18 protein-coding genes are annotated in these 21,396 nt (G+C 46.5%); 11 read left to right on the top strand and 7 right to left on the bottom strand.

The window, feature by feature from the left end; translation table 11 throughout:
- From RCH83_RS12385 to RCH83_RS12375, 3 genes are all read left to right on the top strand, one after another.
- Positions 1-1,210 (top strand): tetratricopeptide repeat protein (locus RCH83_RS12385; protein WP_306522522.1); only part of this gene is annotated, 1,210 nt, incomplete at its 5' end.
- A 4-nt stretch (positions 1,211-1,214) separates the two neighbouring features.
- Positions 1,215-2,015, top strand: a complete 801-nt coding sequence (locus RCH83_RS12380) for a VacJ family lipoprotein (protein ID WP_306522518.1) — start codon at positions 1,215-1,217, stop codon at positions 2,013-2,015.
- Positions 2,016-2,266: 251 nt separating this feature from the next.
- Positions 2,267-3,775 carry a peptide MFS transporter gene (locus RCH83_RS12375; protein WP_306522516.1) on the top strand — a complete coding sequence of 503 codons (1,509 nt, stop codon included), beginning with the start codon at positions 2,267-2,269 and terminating at the stop codon, positions 3,773-3,775.
- A 174-nt stretch (positions 3,776-3,949) separates the two neighbouring features.
- Here RCH83_RS12375 and RCH83_RS12370 read toward each other — a convergent pair whose 3' ends face one another.
- The 4 genes from RCH83_RS12370 to tsaA all read right to left on the bottom strand — a co-directional run bounded on the left by RCH83_RS12370 (position 3,950) and on the right by tsaA (position 8,031).
- Positions 3,950-4,255: a DUF6170 family protein gene (locus RCH83_RS12370; RefSeq protein ID WP_306522514.1), complete on the bottom strand. Its 306-nt coding sequence runs from the start codon at positions 4,253-4,255 to the stop codon at positions 3,950-3,952.
- A gap of 199 nt (positions 4,256-4,454) precedes the next feature.
- The gene (locus RCH83_RS12365; protein ID WP_306522512.1) at positions 4,455-6,179 is read right to left on the bottom strand and encodes a proline--tRNA ligase; all 1,725 of its coding nucleotides are present in this window, start codon (positions 6,177-6,179) and stop codon (positions 4,455-4,457) included.
- 48 nt (positions 6,180-6,227) lie between these two features.
- Entirely contained in the window at positions 6,228-7,265 is a 1,038-nt protein-coding gene (locus RCH83_RS12360; protein WP_306522510.1) for a galactose oxidase, read from the bottom strand.
- A gap of 25 nt (positions 7,266-7,290) precedes the next feature.
- Complete coding sequence (tsaA, locus tag RCH83_RS12355) at positions 7,291-8,031, bottom strand: tRNA (N6-threonylcarbamoyladenosine(37)-N6)-methyltransferase TrmO (RefSeq protein WP_306522508.1); 741 nt, start codon at positions 8,029-8,031, stop codon at positions 7,291-7,293.
- Positions 8,032-8,220: 189 nt separating this feature from the next.
- On the opposite strand from tsaA, the gene purU reads away from it, so the two are divergent.
- From purU to RCH83_RS12340, 3 genes are read left to right on the top strand one after another with little or no spacing between them, the layout of a single operon-like run.
- Positions 8,221-9,054, top strand: a complete 834-nt coding sequence (purU, locus tag RCH83_RS12350) for a formyltetrahydrofolate deformylase (protein ID WP_306522506.1) — start codon at positions 8,221-8,223, stop codon at positions 9,052-9,054.
- Positions 9,055-9,069: 15 nt separating this feature from the next.
- Positions 9,070-9,573 carry an acyl-CoA thioesterase gene (locus RCH83_RS12345; RefSeq protein ID WP_306522503.1) on the top strand — a complete coding sequence of 168 codons (504 nt, stop codon included), beginning with the start codon at positions 9,070-9,072 and terminating at the stop codon, positions 9,571-9,573.
- Positions 9,574-9,575: 2 nt separating this feature from the next.
- Positions 9,576-10,130 carry a hypothetical protein gene (locus RCH83_RS12340; protein ID WP_306522501.1) on the top strand — a complete coding sequence of 185 codons (555 nt, stop codon included), beginning with the start codon at positions 9,576-9,578 and terminating at the stop codon, positions 10,128-10,130.
- A 68-nt stretch (positions 10,131-10,198) separates the two neighbouring features.
- Here RCH83_RS12340 and can read toward each other — a convergent pair whose 3' ends face one another.
- A complete protein-coding gene (gene can, locus RCH83_RS12335) occupies positions 10,199-10,855 on the bottom strand; it encodes a carbonate dehydratase (RefSeq protein ID WP_306522499.1) in 657 nt (218 codons plus the stop codon).
- Positions 10,856-11,064: 209 nt separating this feature from the next.
- Between can and RCH83_RS12330 the strand changes: the two genes are divergently transcribed.
- The gene (locus RCH83_RS12330) at positions 11,065-11,601 is read left to right on the top strand and encodes an H-NS histone family protein (RefSeq protein ID WP_306522497.1); all 537 of its coding nucleotides are present in this window, start codon (positions 11,065-11,067) and stop codon (positions 11,599-11,601) included.
- A gap of 186 nt (positions 11,602-11,787) precedes the next feature.
- Here RCH83_RS12330 and RCH83_RS12325 read toward each other — a convergent pair whose 3' ends face one another.
- Positions 11,788-12,531, bottom strand: a complete 744-nt coding sequence (locus RCH83_RS12325; protein WP_306522495.1) for a YciK family oxidoreductase — start codon at positions 12,529-12,531, stop codon at positions 11,788-11,790.
- A 224-nt stretch (positions 12,532-12,755) separates the two neighbouring features.
- On the opposite strand from RCH83_RS12325, the gene RCH83_RS12320 reads away from it, so the two are divergent.
- From RCH83_RS12320 to RCH83_RS12310, 3 genes are all read left to right on the top strand, one after another.
- Entirely contained in the window at positions 12,756-15,164 is a 2,409-nt protein-coding gene (locus RCH83_RS12320; protein WP_306522493.1) for a VolA/Pla-1 family phospholipase, read from the top strand.
- A 194-nt stretch (positions 15,165-15,358) separates the two neighbouring features.
- Positions 15,359-16,351, top strand: a complete 993-nt coding sequence (gene sohB, locus RCH83_RS12315) for a protease SohB (protein ID WP_306522491.1) — start codon at positions 15,359-15,361, stop codon at positions 16,349-16,351.
- Positions 16,352-16,990 carry a thiopurine S-methyltransferase gene (locus RCH83_RS12310; RefSeq protein ID WP_306522489.1) on the top strand — a complete coding sequence of 213 codons (639 nt, stop codon included), beginning with the start codon at positions 16,352-16,354 and terminating at the stop codon, positions 16,988-16,990.
- Positions 16,991-17,196: 206 nt separating this feature from the next.
- Here the strand turns inward: RCH83_RS12310 and RCH83_RS12305 are convergent, their stop codons facing one another.
- The gene (locus tag RCH83_RS12305) at positions 17,197-18,510 is read right to left on the bottom strand and encodes a dicarboxylate/amino acid:cation symporter (RefSeq protein WP_306522487.1); all 1,314 of its coding nucleotides are present in this window, start codon (positions 18,508-18,510) and stop codon (positions 17,197-17,199) included.
- 170 nt (positions 18,511-18,680) lie between these two features.
- Between RCH83_RS12305 and RCH83_RS12300 the strand changes: the two genes are divergently transcribed.
- On the top strand, positions 18,681-21,017 hold the full coding sequence (locus RCH83_RS12300) for an Ig-like domain-containing protein (protein WP_306522485.1): 2,337 nt from the start codon (positions 18,681-18,683) through the stop codon (positions 21,015-21,017).
- Positions 21,018-21,396 lie beyond the last annotated feature (379 nt).

The raw sequence follows: 21,396 nt of genomic DNA, 5'->3' as shown, positions 1-21,396 counted from the left end.
GGTGGTGCTGTTGTTATGGTGGCCGCGTAAGGCTGCTACCACGGCACAAACCCAAACCGAACTTTTTGCCGAACGTTTGCATTTATTAACTTTGGCGCGTGATAACGGCGAGCTGGCAGCGGAAGATTTTTTAACGGCAGCCAACGAATTAAAAAGCCAGTTTTTGCAAAAGCAATCGGTAGCCGTCAAGGAGCAAAAAACACCTTTGTTAGCGCCATTGTCGCTGTTGCTGGTGTTAGTTGTGGTTGCCGTTGCTTATGGTTTGAGCGGCCATTACCGTCAATTGGCAGATTGGGAGCTGGCACAACAGCAGCTGCCAGCTTTTGGCGAAAGAGCATTACTGAATAAAGGTGAGCCTTTAAACGACAGAGAAATCAGTTTATTTGCGCTGGCGCTTCGCACCAAACTCGCTAACGAAGGCGATGACGCTGTTGCCTGGTATGTGCTTGGCCGGATTTGGTTTTCGCAGGGTTTAGTCGATGATGCTATTGAAGCTTTTGAAAAAGCGCTGAGCTTAACGCCAGAGCGCGCTAACGTGCTTTTGAGTTATGCCCAGGCGCTGTTAGTGACTGACAACAGTGACAACCTGCAAAAAGCGGCAAAAAGCCTTGGCCTGGTGCTGAATAAAGATCCAATGAATCAGGATGCGCTGTCGATGCTGGCGTTAATAGCGCAGGAGCGGGGCGATATGCTAGAGGCCAAAGCCGCCTGGGAAATGTTGTTGTCGCAGCTGGATAAAAACGACCCGCGTTTTGCCATGATAGAACAACAGCTGGCCAAATTGCCTGGTGCTGTAACAGCGGCGGATGCACAAAGGCCGGCAACTGCTGCAACACTAAGTAGCCAGCAAGCGGTTACAGATCCAGCAGTGCCTAAACGCCGTATTCTGCTGACATTAAACATCAGCGAAGCTTTAGCGGCAAAATTTAAAGGCGCCACTTTGTTTGTGCTGGCTAAAGCTGCTGAAGGTCCACCATTGCCACTGGCGGTGCAAAAGCTTGTGGTGTTTAGCGGCACACAGCAGCTGGAACTTAATTCCAACATGGTGATGCAGCAAGGCTGGGGCCTTGACAATGTAACCCAGGTGCTGGTGTCGGCGCGTATCAGTCAGTCGGGAGCTGTGGCTAAAACAGCGGGTGACCCTGAAATAATTTCAGAACTTATTGAATTAAAAGATGGTCAGCAGGAGCTGACGCTTTCACTGGAGTAAACGGATGAATCCACTTTTTAAAATAGCGCTGGCAGTTTTATTGATAACGCTCTCGGCTTGTAGCGCTAAACCACAAGCAACAGCTGATATTGCTGTTAACAATGCAGAGGCTGCTGAAGCTGCAACAGCACAGCCACAAGCTGAGCCCATGACAGACGAGCGTGACCCTTTTGAGTCGGTGAACCGCAGCATGTGGACTTTTAACTACGACTATCTGGACGCTTATTTACTCAAACCCGCCACCAAAGGTTATATGGCGGTAGTGCCAAAACCGGCGCGCACCGGTTTGTCTAATATGGTGAATAACTTAAGTGAACCTGCCAACTTCTTAAACGGCTTGTTGCAAGGTAAACCAAAAAGCTCTGCCGTCAGCGCCGGTCGCTTTTTGCTCAATAGCACTGTGGGTATTGTTGGTTTATTTGATGTAGCCACCAGCGCTGGTCTTGAAGTCAAAGAAGAAGATTTTGGTCAGACTTTGGGTGTTTGGGGTATCGGCCATGGCCCGTTTTTAATGATCCCGGCGCGTGGTCCTTCAACTGTGCGTAACCTGACCGGCGATTTAGTCGACAACCTGTATTTCCCGATGTCGGTGCTAAACAGCCCACAAACCATTGCTAAGTTTACTATTGGTGCCTTGTCGGCGCGTGAAGCTTTAATGCAACAGGAAAAACTGCTGAACGACTCGCTGGACCCCTATGCTTTTGTCAAAGACGCTTATTTCCAGCGTCAGGAATACCAGCAATATGACGGTAACCCACCGGCCGCTGAAGTAGATGAAGAAGCGCTGGAAGAATTTCTGGAGTGATCGGATCTGTGGTTAAAATAGCCTGATACCGGCGTTTTAACCGGCAAAAAGGGGCAGGCAACAGCACTGCCCCTTTTCATTTTTGGCCTGGTACGGTATAAACGTCAGTCAATTAAAAACCTAACACCCTCAACCCGTAATTATCACCAACATAATTATTAGAAACAGGAAATCACCATGCTGAAAACCCTCACCAGCGCTCACACGCTGCGCTCAGCTATGCGCCTGCGACAAAACTTCGGAGTGTGCTTATGAGCCAGACCCAGACCATCAAAACCCAACCAGAGTTTGAGACTTTATGGGGCCATCCAAAACCCTTGTGGATGTTGTTTATGGCAGAATTCTGGGAACGTTTTGCGTTCTACGGTATTCGCTGGGCTTTAACTTTGTACATTGTGGCGCAGTTTTATGCCGGCAATGCGTCGGGTGAAGGGGATGCCAGCCGTTATTATGGTGCTTATCTGGCGTTAGTTTATGCCACTGCCATTTTTGGTGGTTATGTGGCGGATAGGATCATTGGTTACCAGCGTTCTATTTTGCTGGGTGCTGTGGTGATGTCCATTGGTCTTTTTATGATCATGGTGCCAAGCCTTGATGTGTTTTTATTAGGCCTTGCCGTCATTGTGGTGGGTAATGGTCTGTTTAAGCCGAATATTTCTTCTTTAGTGGGTCAGCTGTATAAACAGGGTGATGACCGCCGTGACCGTGGTTTTACCATTTTTTATATGGGCATTAACTTAGGCGGTATGTTGTCACCGTTATTAACAGGTTGGCTCGCCAGTGAAATTTTTGGCACCCCACAACACCAGAACTACAAAGCTGTGTTCGGTGCCGCTGGTGTTGGTATGATTTTAAGTACCATCTGGTTTTATATTGGCCGCTCTCAGCTTAAAGGCATTGGCATGATACCGGAAGATAAACCGGCAGGCAAAATGCTGGCTTATGTGATTGCCGGTGTGGTGGTTGCTATTCCTGTGGTGTATTTCCTGATGGCCGGTATGGGCGCACAAACCTTAGCCTGGGTGTTGGGGGTGCTCTTTATTATTGTGGCCGGTATGTTACTGGTGGAAGGCAAACAAAATGGCCGGGTGCAAATGCATCGTGTTTGTGCGCTGTTGTTGTTGTTTGGTTTTAACGTCACTTTCTGGATGTTCTTTGAACAGGCAGGCAGTTCTTTTAACTTCCTGGCACAAAACCTGGTGAACCGTGATATTTTTGCCGACGGCAGTTTTATCTTCCCAACGGGCTGGTTCCAGTCGGTGAACTCTTTAGCCATCATCGTATTTGCCCCAATTATCAGCGCCGTTTGGTATTTCACCAGCAAACGTAAAATGGAACCCACAATTCCGTTTAAGTTTGGTTTAGGTTTACTCGGCAACGCGCTGGGTTTCCTGGTGCTGATGTTTGCTTTAACTCAAATGGTCGATGGCAATGGCCTGATCCCGCTGTGGCCGCTGGTACTTTGTTATGTGCTGCAATCTATTGGTGAACTTTGTTTATCACCTATTGGCTTGTCGATGGTGACCAAACTGGCACCGGTGCGTTATGTCGGTCTGGCCATGGGTGCCTGGTTCTTGTCAGTGGCTACCGGCAATAACCTGTCTGGTATTCTGGCTGGTGAAATTTCCGGTGAAACCGGTATGACGGTACAGTCTGCTTTGGCTGGTTTTAGCTTCAGCTTCTACCTGCTGTTAGGTGCAGGTATTGTGCTGCTGCTGATTTCGCCGCTGATCAATAAACTGATGCATGGCGTGAAATAAAGCGCTGACTAAAGCGTTAAAAAAGCAGCCTGCACCATAAGTCAGGTTGCGGCAGATAAAGAAAAACCACCTCAGTTGAGGTGGTTTTTTTATTCTTATCAATCAGTTGCCGCTTGGTATTCAAAGCACATCAGCACTTTTGCTTTTGCTATTCTGAGCTTATAACATCAGCCGTTAAGATTTGGCTGCCATATTTGTCCGCATTTTCGCCAGTGAAGGGCGCACCAGATAAAAAGTCAAAGGGCGGGTGATCAGTGGATACAGCAGCACCAGCACCAGCACATAGAGTGCCGCAGTGGCGAGGTTTGGCGCCCGGGCAATCAGTAAAAATAACGGAATTAACACCGCCAGTTTTAACAGATTCAGCAGCAGTTTTTGTGGGGTAGGCAGGCTATCCGCAGCATTTCGCAGCAGCTGCATACGTTCACGAAAATTCAGTCCCTGCAGCTCCGGCAGGCTGCGGCTATTCCAGTACAACATGGACGCTCCTTTGACACGAGATAGGTGTTATGGGTGTATTACGCGGCAACTACCACGGCAGATTGCTGCTGGATACCAAATCAGCGTTGTGCCGATGTTAGATCCTTAATCACACCCTTAATTACACTCTCAATTACACCCTGAATAAAAAGCCCGAATACTGCTGGCAGTACCCGGGCTTGCGACTGGGGTTATATCGTTATTTCAGCTGTTGCTGCAGCGTTGCCAGCACTTCGTCTAAATTCAGCAATGATTTTTCGCCAGTACGGCGGTTTTTGTATTCCACCTTACGCTCGTCGAGGTTACGCTCGCCAATCACAATATGGTGTGGCACACCCAAGAGTTCCATATCGGCAAACATCACACCAGGGCGCTCTTTACGGTCATCAAACAGCACTTCAAAACCTGCAGCCTGCAGCTCTTTATAAAGTTGTTCAGTGGCTTCCTGAATACGCACAGATTTATGCATATTCATCGGCACTAACGCCACCTGGAAAGGGGCAATAGCGTCTGGCCAGATGATGCCGTATTCGTCATGGTTTTGTTCAATAGCGGCGGCGACAATACGTGACACACCCACACCATAACAACCCATGGTCATGATCTGGTGTTTGCCTTCTTCGTTCAGCACACCGGCTTTCATTGCTGCGGCGTATTTTTCGCCCAGCTGGAAAATATGACCCACTTCAATACCACGTTTGATCACAAGTGCACCTTTGCCACATGGGCTTGGGTCACCTTCTACCACGTTGCGTAAATCGGCTACTTCATAAGTGGTGATATCACGGTCAAAGTTGACGCCGGTCAGGTGGAAGCCAGTGTTATTTGCGCCACAAACAAAATCGGCCAGTACTGCTGCGCTGCGGTCCACAACCACAGGAATGGACAGGCCAACAGGGCCAATAGAACCGGCACTGGCACCTGTGGCAGCCAGAATTTCGGCTTCAGTGGCAAAAGTTAAAGGTGAAGCAATCAGTGGATGTTTGTCGGCTTTAATTTCGTTCAGCTCATGGTCACCCCGCAGTACCAACGCCACTAAACCTTGAGGGGATTTGTCGTCAGCTTTAGCAGCGTGTACCAGCAGAGTTTTGACAATCTGGCTGGCATCCACTTTTAACAAGGCAGACACTTCGGCAATAGTGCCAACATTAGGTGTTGCTACTTCAGTTTTCACTGCTGTAGCCGCCGGACGGGCTGTGGCTGGTGCCAAAGCTTCAGCTTTTTCAATATTAGCGGCGTAATCACTTTCATCAGAAAACACAATAGCGTCTTCACCAGAAGCGGCCAGTACGTGGAATTCGTGGGAAACCGCACCACCAATGGCGCCGGTGTCGGCAAGCACAGGGCGGAAATCCAGCCCTAAACGGGTGAAGATATTGCTATAAGCCTGGTACATGGTCTGGTAAGTTTTTTCCAGACATTCCTGGCTTAAGTGGAAAGAATAAGCATCTTTCATTAAAAATTCGCGGGCGCGCATCACACCAAAACGTGGGCGGCGTTCATCACGGAACTTGGTCTGAATTTGGTACATATTGATTGGCAGCTGTTTATAGCTGCTGATTTCTTTACGCACTAAGTCGGTGATCACTTCTTCGTGGGTTGGGCCAAGCACAAAATCACGCTGATGGCGGTCTTTAAAACGCAGAAGTTCTGCGTCCATTTGCTCCCAGCGGCCAGATTCCTGCCACAATTCAGCAGGTTGCACCATTGGCATTAATACTTCCAAAGCGCCGGCTTTGTTCATTTCTTCGCGCACTATGGCTTCGACTTTACGCAATACCCTAAGGCCTGTAGGCAACCAGGTGTACATACCAGAGGCTTCACGGCGGATCATACCAGCGCGTAACATCAGCTGATGGCTGACAATTTCGGCATCTGAAGGCGTTTCTTTTAAGGTTGATAATAAATACTGACTGCTGCGCATAACTGTTCCACTGAAAATAAGCCCTTTGACCTTATTCTAACAAGGCCTTTACTCGGGCAGAAGTTTAATCTTGTGTTTTATCGCGGTATTGCCAACTTGCTGGCCCGCTAACATACCGCCAATGCTGAAAATTTCACCATCAATCAGCACCAGACTACGTAAATCCATCACAGCGGTTTCGCTTGGCGCCGCTTTTAACCACTTTTGTTGTTTAAATGAATACAGATAAATAGCACTGCTCGGTTCAATGGCCTTGCCATCATCGGTCACACCATTTAAATGATAAGGGGTTTCGCTGCCGCCAATAAAAGCAGCCATGGTTTCGCCATTCACTTCCACTGCAATAGCGCCCTGACGGGTGCGGGCTTTGCCACCATGATGAGGTGCCGGGCGCCAGCTGATGTTGTTGGCGTTTTTGTCAGAAATGTTGCCCAAATAACAGGCGGCTTCGGTTTCAAACTGCTGCTTGCCATCTGCGGCTATTGTGGTTTTTACGCCATCACAAAATAATATTTCATTGCCAACCAGTACACCGGCATGGCCAAAAACGGCGCTGCCTGGTAAAGGTGTGGCCTGACTCCATTTTTGCGTAAAGTTGTCAAACAGCTGCACCAGATTGACTGCACCGCTGTTATGAAAACCGGCCAGCAAATAGATGTATCTGTCTTTGTGGGCAAAAGCGACACTTTCATCCACTGCCACCGGCATATCGGGTAATTTGCTGTAACTTTGGGTGACAGGACTAAAACGGTAACTGTCGGCTAAAGTGCCACTTTTACCATCGCTACTCTGGCCATAACCACCCAGAATAAAAAATTGCTTATTCAGCACCACGCCTGTGGTGGCAATACGGCCATTCACTCTGCTGGCTGTGGGTAACACAGCTATATTTTGCCAGTTCGATTGACCTGAACTTAATTGCCACACTTTATTGTGCATAGCTGCAGCCGTTTTGGCTGCGCCTATACCTGCAAAACTGGCCAGATAAGGCTGGCCGCGCACTGAAGTGTGTAACACCAGTTGATTGCTGACCGGCTCTGGCAACGGAGGTATGTCAGTTGCGGCAGCGGCAAAACCAGATGCCATCAACAGCAAACCGGTAAAAACTGCTTTAACCGGCGTTTTTGCCTGATGATGTTTGGTTGTCTTGTTGCAGTCTGATTTCGGTAACATGATTGTGTTCGCCATCCACTGTCCATTTAATATTAAAGTGATACAAAGTCATACCATAACTTTGTTGCTCCTCACGCTGTTTTTTATAAGGTGGGCGAGGGTCTTGTTTTAGTACTTTTTCTATAAAAACCTGTAAGTCCGGTAAGCTGCTTTGCGCCTGACAAAAGGCAATGGCTTGCTCACTAAAAGACACCGTCATATCTGTTTGTGGCGCTGCGTCGGCAAAACCACCTGCTGCACCCGGCAGCGCATCGGCATAAGGCAAATAAGGTTTGATATCCAAGACCGGCGTGCCGTCGAGTAAATCAATGCCACTGAGCAGCAGCACCAGTTTGTCGCCTCTTCTTTGTACACCATCCAGTTTTACCACAGATAAGCCAATAGGGTTGGGTCTGAAAGTGGCGCGGGTGGCAAATACGCCTTTTTTATCGTTGCCACCCAGGCGTGGCGGGCGCACCAGCGGTGACCAGCCTTTATCGGCGGTTTCGTGGAACACAAATACCAGCCATAAATGGCTAAAACTTTCTATACCCCGCACTATGGCGTCATCAGCATAAGGCGGCGACAACACCAATGCACCTTTAGCCTCCGGAATAAGACCTGGCTGGCGGGGTATGGCAAATTTTTGTTTATACGGGGATTCAATCACGCCAACGGCATTTAATTCAAAAGGTTTCATCTAAATCTCAAGGTTTATCTTTTGCCTGCAGGCAATCAGGCATGGCGCATTATGGCGAGCAAAGCACTAAACGACAAGCAAAGCCCAAAGCAGGAACAACAATGGCTTTCGCTTGCTATCAGATGGATGGCCGTCTAAAGTGAGTTTTCGCGCTGAATTCCAAACCTATAATGTTGTATTGAGTCGATGATGGAACAAAAAACTTTATTAATTGAATGCCCGGATTCTAAAGGGCTTATCGCCCAAATTACCAATATCTGCTACAAACATCAGCTGAATATTATCCGCAATACCGAATATGTGGACCCTGTTTCCGGTCAGTTTTATATGCGTACCCGGCTGGAAGGCATTTTTAATGATCATACCTTATTACTGGATTTAGACCGTGCTTTGCCCAAAGGCAGTGAAAGGCAGCTGGTCAGTGACCGCAATAAAAAAGTGGTTATTCTGGTGACTAAAGAAGCCCATTGTATTGGTGATATTCTGATCAAAGTGTATGACGGTTCACTCAAACTGGATATTGCAGCTATTGTCGGCAATCACCCGGAACTTGGCGCTTTGGCGGAGAAATTTGGTATTCCTTATCATTTCGTCAGCCATCTGGATAAAAGCCGTGTTGAACACGAAAAATTATTGCAACAAACTATAGACGCTTACCAGCCTGATTATCTGGTGCTGGCAAAGTTTATGCGGATCTTAAGCCCTGAATTTGTTGCGCTTTATCCAAATCGTATTATTAATATTCACCATAGTTTTTTACCTGCTTTTATTGGTGCCAATCCTTATCATCAGGCATTTAAACGGGGTGTAAAAATAATTGGTGCTACAGCGCATTTTGTCACTGATGATTTGGACGAAGGGCCTATTATTAAACAAATGGTGACCAATGTTGATCACAACTACAGTGCTGAAGATATGGCAAAAGCCGGGCGTGATGTAGAAAAAAATGTACTCAGTAAAGCGCTGGAGCTGGTGATTGAAGACAGGGTTTTTGTACACGGCAATAAAACCGTTGTTTTATAAAAATGGAAAGCATAAATGAATAACAATATGCTACATAAACGTACCGTGGAGTTTCGCTTTCTGGCTGAACCTACCCATGTCAATTTTGGCGGCAAAGTGCATGGCGGTATGGTGATGAAATGGATTGATCAGGCCGCTTATGCCTGTGCCGCCCGCTGGAGCGGTTTGTATTGTGTCACAGTATCAGTGGGTACCATTCGTTTTCGCCGGCCTATTCTGGTAGGGCATCTGGTGGAACTGGAAGCCAAAGTGGTGCATACCGGCCATTCCAGTATGCATATTTTTATTCAGGTGCGCTCGGGCGACACCCAAACTGAACAGTTGCCGGAAACCAATCATTGTATTATCACTTTTGTGGCGCTGGATGAACATGGCAATACAGCAGCTGTGCCCTCCTGGGTGGCACAGTCGGAAGAAGACCATTTTCTCGAACAGTATGCTATTCAGATGAAACAGTTTTCGCAGCAAGTAGAGCAGCAGATGTTAGATTTTTATCAGCAGGGCACAACAGGAGCATAACGATGACAAAACTAGTGTTTAGCTTTTTGATGTTGGTGATGCTGACAACATCACTTGCACTGCCGCTGCAGGCTGCGCAAACAACAGCAGATACACTGGCGCCCGAGCTTGAAGTATTCCGTCCTTTTTTAAATAAAGTATGGCGCGGTGAGTTAAAAGCGCAGCAGCCCGGAAAAACCAGTATTGATCATTCGTTATGGCAGCGTGCCTTAAATGGCACAGCCATTAAGGTGATTCATTCGGTAAATGATGGTGAATATGGTGGCGAATCTATTATTTTCTGGGATAAAAGCAAAAAGAGTCTGGCCTATTATTATTTCACCACAGCTGGTTTTTATACCCATGGCACCATGCAATATGACGCGGCCAAGCAAAGTTTGATTGCTGAAGAAAAAGTTGAAAACAATAAAAACGGCATTACCATGGTGCGTTCAGTCAGCACCCTAAAAGCAAATCAGCTGACAACAAGCTCTGAATATCTGCAACATGGCAAATGGGTGAAAGGCCATGCAGCTACTTATGTTGAAAGCAAAGACGGGCAGGTGCGTTTTTTATAAGCCGGGGCTGTTATAGCTGAGTATGCACTCTGCAGTGTGCTGGCACTGCAGAATCCAAAACAACAATGTTATTTTTCGCTGATAAATTCTTCATTTAAATCAAGAGTATAAATATTGTCGATGGTAGCAGTGCTGGAATGGCTGACCCGCAAATCTTTCACGCGGCCATTTCGCAGGCTATATACCCAACCATGAACAGTCAAAGCCTGACCTCTTTCCCATGCTTCCTGCACAAAGCTGGTGTGACAAACATTCTGCACCTGCTCAATAACGTTCAGCTCACAAAGCCGGTTCAGTCTGTCTTGCTCTTCGGCAATACTTTCAATTTCATCGCGGTGAATGGCATAAACGTCTTTAATATTACGCAACCAGTTGTCGACAAAACCTACTTTTTGTTTGTTCATGGCGGCGTTAATACCACCACAACCATAATGGCCGCAGACAATAATATGTTTCACTTTTAATACATCGATAGCGTATTGCAATACCGACAGACAGTTGATGTCCGAGTGCAATACCAGATTGGCCACGTTGCGATGCACAAAAAGTTCACCTGGCAATAAACCAACAATATCGTTGGCTGGCACCCTGCTGTCAGAGCAGCCGATCCACAGATACTCAGGTGCCTGTTGTTCCGACAATTTCTTAAAAAATCCAGGCGCTTCCAGTTCGATCCTGTCTGCCCACGCTTTGTTGTTTTGAAACAGATGTTTTAAAGAACTCATAACAACTCCAAAAACTTGCCGTGCGCTACGATACCCTAAATTTGTGACAAATTCAGCACCGACCAGCTGTGGTGATCGGCACCGATAAGATCAGGAACCAATGATTTCTATTATTCTTTATATGATTATCAGGGAAAATTGTTTCCTTCAATTTGTTTTGCCGCTATCATATTTTGATAATTATTAGGATCCCTATAAAGGAGCGAACGATGTCATTATTACTTGATAAACGTGAATTAAAAAAAGCAGCAAAAGAATTGACTGTTTTAAAATTACAGGAAGTGATTGACGTATTGACTTCAGTGCTGGATGAACGCCAGAAAGAATCTGAAGTATTGGCCAAAGTTCGTGAATTTGCCAAAGCCCAGGGTTTTACGCTGGAGCAGTTGGGTTATAAACTAAATGCTGACGGCGTGGCAGTGGCTGTTGATGCAGATGAATCAGCCGAGACTGACGGTAAACGTCCGGTCAAACCAAAATTTAAAACCATTAATAAAGAAAGCCAGTTTTTTTATGTAGAAAATGGCAGTCTGCAGTTATTAAAAACCCATACAATGAAAAAGGGTTTACAAGAACGTGGTATCAGTGTTGTACCATTTTCTAAAGTAGAGAAAAAATATATTAAGCAAGTGGATGCGCTGCTGGAAGATGCAGGCAAACAAGCGCTGGCAAACTTCAACAACAAAGTTGATGTCTGGAACGATTGGGCAGCTCAGCATAATGAAGAAATTCTGGCCAAACGTTAAGTTGGCAAGATAAAAAAACCGGCGCAAGCCGGTTTTTTTATCTGCTGAATGTTGTTTTTGCCAATATCTGCTTTGTTGCTTCAGTTTATCAGTCTGACGTCAGGGCAACAGCCTTTGATACTATCGGCTTCACCTCAATCTGCCGCCGTGATTCTGTGCTTTTAGGACACAGCAGCTAAGACTGAACTATTTTTGTTGTGCATCCAGCGACTGACCGTTCACCCCAATACTTTCATCCGCCATCAGATAGATATAAAGCGGCATCAAATCAGCAGGCGTTTTTAACTTCAGCTGGTTTTCACCAGGGTAAGCCGCAGTACGCATTTTAGTGCGGGTTGCCCCCGGGTTTATGCAGTTGGTTCTGATAGTTGAGTTTTCGTATTCATCGGCAATCAGTTGCATTAAACCTTCAGTGCCAAATTTAGAGACGCTATAAGCACCCCAATAAGCCCGGCCTTTACGACCAACACCCGAAGAAGTAAATACCAGCGAAGCATGAGGCGCCAAAGCCATCACAGGTAACAGGGCTTGTGTCATTAACATGGCTGACGTCAGGTTGACCTGCAGAATTTTTTGCCAGGTTTCCAGGTCAATATGCTCAAAAGGCGTTAATACCCCCAGCATACCGGCGTTATGTAACAGGCCATCAAGCTTACCAAATTCAGCTCTGATGGTGCTTGCCATATCCTGATAATGTTTTTTTGTGGCGCCGTTTAAATCCAGCGGCACTATGGCTGGTTCCGGATATCCTGCCGCAACAATCTGGTCGTAAACTGCTTCCAGTTTGGCGGTGGTTTTGCCCAGCAGAATAACAGTGGCGCCATACTTGGCGAAGCTGAGCGCAGCTTCTTTGCCTATGCCATCTCCTGCACCTGTCACCAGAATTGTTTTATTGGCCAGCGCTTGTGGGGCGGGCTGAAAATCTTGCATATAAATCAACCTGTAACCTGTTGAAAAATCGGCGCAGCATACTCGTTCTGCTGCGATTTTGCACCTTTCTTCATAGATATTTAGTTTAGCCCTAGCGAAATTTTTTTGGTTAGGTTAACTTTAACTGGTCGTAGCTGTTGGAAGTTTACGAGACAGGAATTCAAAAACTAGAGCTTAAAGAAAGCTTTAGCAAAATAATAAAAAATCAGGACAGGGGAGAATATATGAAGAAGCTGTTAATAAGCCTGGCGGTGACCAGCGCGCTCGGGCTGACCGGATGCGGTGATTCACTCAGTGAGTTAAAACAAGATGCAGTTGACAATGGTACCGTTGTTGTACCCGTAAGCCGTGTAGTGTTTGACCCTTCTGCCGGCAAAGTATCTGTACCCAACGATTTGTTGTTCCAGGGCACAACGGACGGCACTCTGGTGATGCCAGGTGAAGCTGTAGCCACACCCAATTATGCCGATCCACAAACGGCTTTAGGTGCGCTGGACGGCTGGTCCACCCAAAACCCATTTAGTGTTGAACTGGCATTTGCCGGTGGTATTTCATTAGATGCAACCAGCGCTTCACGTCCTGATGCAGTGCGTCTGATTGAAGTGCTGATGGGCGACCCGGCATCTGTTGACGCCAATTGCCGCACTATTCCTCGTGGTGTTGCCTGTAAAGCTGTTGCTCAGCTGACCTATGGTCAGGATTTTGTCACCAAAGCTGTTGGTAATAATGTGGCTGTTATTCCATTAAAACCACTGAAGGCTGCCACCACTTATCTGTTGGTACTGACCAATAACCTTAAAGACAGCGCCGGTAATGCCGTAGCTCCTTCGACAACTTATGAATTGGTGAAACAGGACCTGGCTACCTTGCCACTGGGTACTGATTCACAACGTGCGTTACAAGGTGTAATTAACAGCTTTGAAAATGCAGCTGCCAGTATGTCGATTGCTAAGAACAGCATTATCTACACTGCGGCTATCACCACTCAATCAACAGCGAATGTACTGGGCACAGTCAAACAGCTGATGTTGCCAAGTGCACTGAATAACAATACTCCACCTGTATTGCAGGTGGCGGATACAGGTTTGTTGGTGTCTCAGGTGGTAAACCCGGATAAAACCATTCCAATGGATCCGACCAACCAGTATTTTATGTTTAATGCTGCCAAGTTATACAGCGGCACCATTAACCTGCCTTATTATCTGGGTGTATCTACTGCTGAAGCGCCAAAAGCTGCTTTATCAACACGCTGGGTCGGTCGTTGTGACAGCGGCGCTATGTTAGCCGGTTTATCACAAGCGCAAAAAACAGCGTTAGAAGGCGCTATTACCAGCCCGGCACAAATGCAGAACAACGCAGTGTGTAAAGCGGTAAGCGCTGGCGCTTTAATGGATTTAGGTGTGGATAAACAACGCCACCTGACCAAGTTTAACGTGGTGCCGAAGGTAAATTCAGTACAAAGTTTAAAAGTGCAGATGACGGTGCCAAACAGTGCGTTAATTGGCAAAGCCAAACCTGAAAAAGGCTGGCCAGTGGTGATACTGCAACACGGCATTACTTCATGTAAAGAAAACATGCTGGCAGTGACAGCTGCGTTATCGGCTCAGGGTTTTGCCACTGTTGCCATTGACCACCCGTTACACGGTAGCCGCGGTTTTGACCTGAATAACGACGGTAAAGATGAGATCAACGCTTCAGGTACCAGCTGTGGTAAAACCGGTGATGCCACTGTTTATATGAACCTGGCAGATCTGCTGGTAACCCGCGACAACCTGCGTCAGAGTATTGCTGATATGCTTGGTTTACGCCTGGGTCTGAACTTTACCAATCAGCCTGGCTTGCTTGATGGTAATGATGTGCAGTTTTTAGGTCACTCTTTAGGTGCCATTACCGGCACTTCAATGGTGGCGCTGGCCAATGCACCAACAGGTAATGCAACAGCCGATGCACTTTATAAGTTAAAAGCAGCATCACTGGCTATGCCAGGTGGCGCCGTTGCCAATTTCCTGTTGGAATCACCAGCCTTTGGTAACACTATTAAAGCAAGCATTATGCTGAGTTCAGCAACATTAGCACCGGGTTTTAAAGCTTTTGTTGATGGCAAACAAGTGTGTACAGATGCTGCTACTTATGCAGGTTGTGCCGCTGGTTTTGTCACTGAATATCTGGCTGAATTAACGTCAAAAGGTCAGGTCGCGGCTTTAACCGCAATTAATGCAACTCTGACTCAGTTTGCCTTTGCTGCGCAAACAGTCACTGATGCCGGCGACCCAAATAACTATGCAGCCACTTTAGTTGCGGGTAAAACGCCGGTGCACATTATTGAAGTTGTAGGTAATGGCGATAACTTTAAACCGGATCAGGTGATCCCGAACCAGGCGGTAAACATGCCACTGGGCGGAACTGAACCTTTAGCACGGTTGTTAGGTGCACAGTCTTTACCTGCCAAGGCCGGTGTTTACCAGGTAACGGGCTCTGCCATCAGCCGTTTCCTTGAAGGTGATCACAGTGCAATATTAAATCCGGCTACCAGCCGTGCCGCAACCACAGAGATGCAGACACAAACTGCGTCATTTATGGTAACTCGCGGTGCAGCGGTGCAGGTAAGTAATGCTGCGGTGATTAAAGGCTAAGTCCTTTAATCCAGAGTTAAAAAGCCCGGTTCGCCGGGTTTTTTATTGCCTGCAACTTTGCCTTTATCACGGCAGCAACCGCTGTTCTCTGGCAACAAGTTTTTGTGCAGCCTGAGTGCGAAAGAGCAAAGCTGCAAGGCTTGGCTTTTGTCGGTACAATGCCTTTTTACCGGTTTTTCAGAAGGATAGCTTTTGTGGATTTTTTACTTGAATACAGCATGTTTTTTTTAAAAGCGCTCACCATAGTTTTTGCCATAGGGGCAGTGTTGCTGATGGCAGTGATGGCCGCGGTGAAACCAAAGATCCGTAAAGGCGAGCTTACTTTTGATAATTTATCTGAAGAACATCAGGCGCTGGTAGACGAGTTACATCAGGGCATGCTGGACAAAAAAGCCTATAAAAAATGGCAAAAACAACAACAGCCAGTGGATAAAACCCAGCAACACCGGCTTTTTGTGGTTGATTTTCACGGCAGTATGGATGCACATGAAGTAGAAGCTCTGCGGGAAGAAGTGACGGCTGTGCTGGCAATGGCAACCAAAGAAGATGAAGTGCTGGTGCGTCTGGAAAGTGGCGGTGGTGTGGTGCATGGTTATGGTTTGGCGGCTTCGCAGCTTGACAGGCTGCGTCAGCAGCAGATCCCACTGACGGTTGCTGTAGACAAAGTTGCCGCCAGTGGTGGTTATATGATGGCCTGTATTGCCAATAAAATTATTGCCGCCCCTTTTGCTATTGTGGGATCTATCGGCGTACTGGCACAAATTCCGAACTTTCATAAGCTGCTAAAAAAGAACGATGTTGATTTTGAGATGTTTACCGCTGGCGAATATAAACGCACTGTCACAGTTTTTGGGGAAAACACCGACAAGGGCAGGGCGAAATTCCAACACGAACTGGAAGAAACCCATCTGTTGTTTAAAGACTTTGTGCAAAAACACCGGCCAGTGCTCGATATTAACGCTGTAGCAACCGGCGAGCATTGGTTTGCTTATCAGGCATTTGATCTAAAGCTGGTAGACGAGTTAAAAACCAGTGACGATTACCTGTTGCAACAAATGCAACAACGCCAGGTATTTTTGGTGAAATACCAGCTGAAAAAACGTTTGTCAGAACGTATGGGGCTTGCCGCTGCTGTCACTTTGCAAAGTGTATGGCAACAGGCCAACCGCCTGATAGTGTGGCGTTAAATGGAACCACAATTCTGGCAACAGCGCTGGGCGCTGAATGAGTTGGGTTTTCAGCTGGAGGCTGCCCATCCGCTGTTATGTGCCCAACTGGCAGCTATGCCTGCCAGCCAAAAGGTGTTTGTGCCACTTTGTGGCAAAAGTCCGGATATGCATGCTCTGGCCAGCCGATATCAGGTGATTGGTGCTGAACTGGCAGAAATTGCCTGCCGCGATTTTTTTGCCGAGGCGGGTTTGTTGCCACAGATCACACAACAGGCACAACATCAGCTCTGGCAAAGTGGAGCTTATCAGTTATGGCAAGGTGATTTTTTTACCTTGCCTGCCGAAGCGGTGGCAGGTGTTGAGCTGATTTATGACAGAGCTGCATTGATAGCGCTGCCCGAGCCTATGCGCGTGCAATATGCCGCCAAATTACAGCAGTTATTGCCAACAGCACAGATGTTGTTGATTAGTCTGGAATATCCGCAAGGTGAAAAACAAGGTCCGCCTTTTGTGGTATCGCCTGAAGAAATCCGCACTTTGTTTGCCAACGCCAAAGTTGAGTTGGCCGGGGTCCATAATATTACCGGGCAGGGTTTTGCCAGACGCAGGTTTGCCACCAGCCAGCTGGTAGAAAAGAGCTGGTGGATACGCTGGTAAAATGTTGTATGACCAGGCTTCGGCCGCAGCTGGTTGTTGATGAACCTGATGTGGTTGGCAGACATAGCCGTCATCTTCAGGCTTTGTTAAAACCAATAAAAAAACCGGCTATGCCGGTTTTTTTATTGGTTTATCAGCCTTGATTAACCAGTCAACCAAGGCCAGTGAACTAAAGCTAGTGAACCAAGGCCGGTTAAAAAGGCCTGTTATAAACTATCGCTTTTGCCTGCATCAGGGTTGTTAAAGACGGTCAAATCCATACATTTTTCGCTTTTGCCAACCAGACAAGACACCATAGCATCGCCGGTAATGTTGACTGCTGTGCGGGTCATATCCAGCAGGCGGTCCACACCAATAATCAGCGCAATACCTTCAACAGGTAAACCAACCTGTTGCAACACCATTGCCAGCATCACAAGGCCTACCCCAGGGACACCCGCAGTACCTATGGAGGCCAGAGTAGCGGTTAGTACCACCAGGATATAGTCGGAGGCGCTCAGGTCAATGTTGTACACCTGAGAAATAAATACAGTGGCAACACCCTGCATAATAGCCGTACCATCCATATTAATAGTGGCGCCAAGTGGAATAGTAAAAGACGCTACTTTGTTATCTACTCCAAGTTTGCCAGTGGTGGTCGCCATATTGCTGGCAATAGTGGCGTTACTGCTGGACGTACTAAAAGCAAACAAAGCGGTTTCTTTCATTTTGCGGAAAAACATCAGTGGGCTTAAACCACCGACTAATTTAATCAATAAGCCATAAACAACCAGGCCATGAAAAAATAAGACAAAAAGTACAATCAGGAAATATTTGCCAAGATTGGCCATGTCATCCAGTTGCAAAGTTGTAAATAACTTAGCCATCAGGAAGAACACGCCGTACGGCGATAAATGCATCACGATATTCACCAGATGCATCACCACAGTGTTTAAATCTTCAAACATAGTACGCACACGCTGACCAGCGTCACCACTCAGTGCTATGGCAATACCAAATAACACGGCAAAAATGATAATTTGCAACATTTCGCCTTTGGCCATGGCTTCAACCGGGTTGCTGGGGAACATGTTAATAAAAACCTGCGCCACAGAAGGAGCTTCTGCCACCTGATAACTTTCAACCAGCGGCATATTAACGCCGGAGCCCGGGCTAATCAGCACAGCAAAAAAGATAGCAATAGCTATCGCAAGGGCTGTGGTCAGTATATATAAACCCATCGATTTTGAGCCGATACGACCAAGGGTGCTGATATCTTTTAAAGAACTGGTACCACAAATCAATGAGACTAACACCAAAGGCACCACCAACATTTTCAGGCTGGCGACAAAAATCTGCCCGCCAACATGAAAAATGCCGTCAACAAATAAGGCTTTGATACCAATAGTAAAACCAGCAAGAGAAACTTCTTTTTCGGCAGCGCCGCCCAGTAACCACTGGAACAACGAACCTACTAAAACACCCAGCGCCATTGCAATTAAAATCCGGCTGGTCAGATTATATTTTGTATTTGTAGTCATCAGGGTAGTTGAGTTATAACTGTGGAAAAAGGCGGCTAGCCTAACAGTTTTCGGTATAAAAGAAAAATTTACTAAAAATCCGAGAATTAGCGCTGCCGGTTTTGAAATTAATCGGCTAAGATGCAGAATTAACAAAATCTAAATATAAGAAACAGCTAGGGAGAGTTTTCATGCGAAACATCCGGCAACTTCTCGTTGCGTTTTTGATGAGTGCAGTAGTGGCTTGTGGTGGTGGCGGTACTTTAGATGACGGCGGTACAACACCAACACCAAGCTTTAGTATTGCACTGACACTATCTGGTGCCGAAGTAAGTAAAGGCACAGACTTGGTTGTAACTGCGGAGTTAAAATCATCCACAGGTGCAGCTCAGGCAGGTAAGTTATTGAAGTTTTCGCTTGATGACAGCGCGCTGGCCAGTTTTGACAATGGCGCCGCCACTGCAGTAACGGATGCTGAAGGTAAAGCCACTATAGGTTTAAAGGTGGGAACAAAAAGCGGCGCCGGCACTATTACCGCTACTTTTGATGGCACTACAGAAACCAAAGGCACTATTAGCTTTAAATCAAAAGGTGATGGTTCTCTGCCGGATGTTCAGGCAATCGGTTCTATAGTTTTGTATGCCGACAAACTGAGTTTAGGCACTGGCGTGTCAGACAAAGTTGAACTTACAGCGCTTGTTCGCGATGCTGACAACGTCTTTATGAAAGATGTTGAGGTGAAGTTCAGTGCTGACAACCTCGCCGAGCTGGAAGTCATCAATAAGATTACCGGTGCAAACGGTGTGGCAAAAGCAACTTTGACGACGAAGTCAAATCAGACATTGCGTACTATTACAGTAAAAGCACAAGCAACTGCAGGTGAAACTAAAACCTCAAATTTAGAAGTTGCAGTGGTTGGTACAGCAATTGAAGTCACTAGCCCACAGGCTGTAGTGCTGGGTGGTACTTCAGAAATTAGTTTTAATCTTGTGGACTCCGAAGGTAATGGTATTCCGAATACACCCTTCACCTTAACATCTGCTTTGAAAAACTCTTTCAGCAACACAACGCCAAAAACAGGGCCGACCTCTGGCCGGGCAAACGTTGTTTACACCGCAACAAATGGTGGCACAGACACTATTACGGTTTCAGCGCTTGGTGCGAATCGCACTTTCCAGCTTTTTGTTGATTTAGATGAGTTTAATTTTGTAGATTCTTCGGCAAAACCGGTGGAAGTTCCATTAGATGTCGCAAAACCTCTGCAGGTGAAGTGGTTATCAAATAAACAGCCTGTGGTTGCAAAAAACGTAAACGTAGCCACTACACGCGGTGCTATCAGTCAGGATGAAGCAGGTCTTGCTAATAAACTCAGTGCTGTCAGTCAGGTAACAGATGATGCCGGTGTGGCAACTATTTATGTGAAGTCTATGTTTGCCGGTTTTACGAATATAGCTGCAAGCTCTACCGGTGCAGTTGGCGCAATATCTGCACAACAACAAATTGAATTTGTGGCAACCACACCACATATAGACAAACCTATTGAAGTTCAGGTGTTTCCAACTAAAGTTGGGCCAGGTGAAAAATCAACAGTCTCTGCCGTGGTTCGTGACATCAATAACAACCCGGTAAAAAATCAAACAGTATCATTTTCACTGGACGATTCTGCCGGCGGAAAATTGAATCCAGCGACAGCGGTAACAAACTCTTTTGGTGTTGCAACAACAGAATTTGAAGCTGATACCAACACTGGCGGTAGTGGTACACCGGCAAATCCAACCGGTCTTGTTGTTAAAGCTCAGCTGGTGGCAAATAGTGACATCAAAGGGCAAACCACTATAGTTGTTGGTGAACGCACCCTGTTTTACCGTTTTGGTACCGGCAGTGAAATTGTGAAAAAAGAACAAACCCTGTATCAGCAGCAATTTGCGATTGTGGTCACGGACTCAGGTGGTAACCCAGTGGCAAATCAACGTTTAAATGTTCAGGTTTATCCAAAACGTTATTATCTGGGCGGTTGGGTAAGGAATCCGGACGTAGGTGCCTTTATTAACTATGAACCTATCTATTCCACTCTGGCACCTACTGATGTTTATCCGGGTTCAACATGTTTGAATGAAGATAAAAACCGCAATGGTATATTGGATCTGGACAAGTTTGAAGATAGTAACGAAGACAAAATGTTAACTCCGGGCAATGTTGCAGTGGCTTATGGCAGTGCTTCCGGTGAGGCTTCTATTGTGACTTCAAATAATGAAGGGATAGCGCTGTTTTATCTTCAGTATCCACGTGAGTATGCACCTTGGGTTGATGTCGATTTAGTAGTTTCTTCAGGTAATATTGTTGGTACTGAAAACATCAATTCACGTACCTTTAGGTTAGGCTATGCAAAATCTGACACGATAGTTGAATCAAGCAAACCAATTGGTAACCCTTACGGTTTTGCAATTAAAGATGCGAGGCTTCATTTACTCGAAGGTGCGAAACATCAAACCTTCATTGATGAGTTGCAGCCATGTCATAAATATTGACAAGGCAACATCTGGTGTTTTGATAACAAGCCACCGATAAGAAAAAGGAGCTTAATCACAGCTCCTTTTTTTATGGGGATGACCCAACGTAAATAAGACATCTAGCTGCGTGGAAAGCAGAAGCTGCGTAAGACACGACCTTATGTTGTGAAATGGCGTCCGATAGTCAATAGCTGCACTTGGAGTGTTCGCCAACGAGGCGTAAGCAGTCTGATCTGGTGTGAACACTCAAGACAACAAACACGTTGGGGCGTAGTGAAAGTGACTAGTCCTGAAATAAGTTGACCCTTATTTCATTAAAACGCCCGATGCACTTCATCGGGCGTTTTGTATTTTAGTGCAAGGTGAGGACGGCGGGTATTATAGATACGGACGGACT

Source organism: Rheinheimera sp. (assembly GCF_030824435.1).
Taxonomy (GTDB): domain Bacteria; phylum Pseudomonadota; class Gammaproteobacteria; order Enterobacterales; family Alteromonadaceae; genus Pararheinheimera.
The sequence above is the reverse complement of the archived record's forward strand: the minus strand, read 5'-3'. Positions and strand labels throughout refer to the sequence as shown.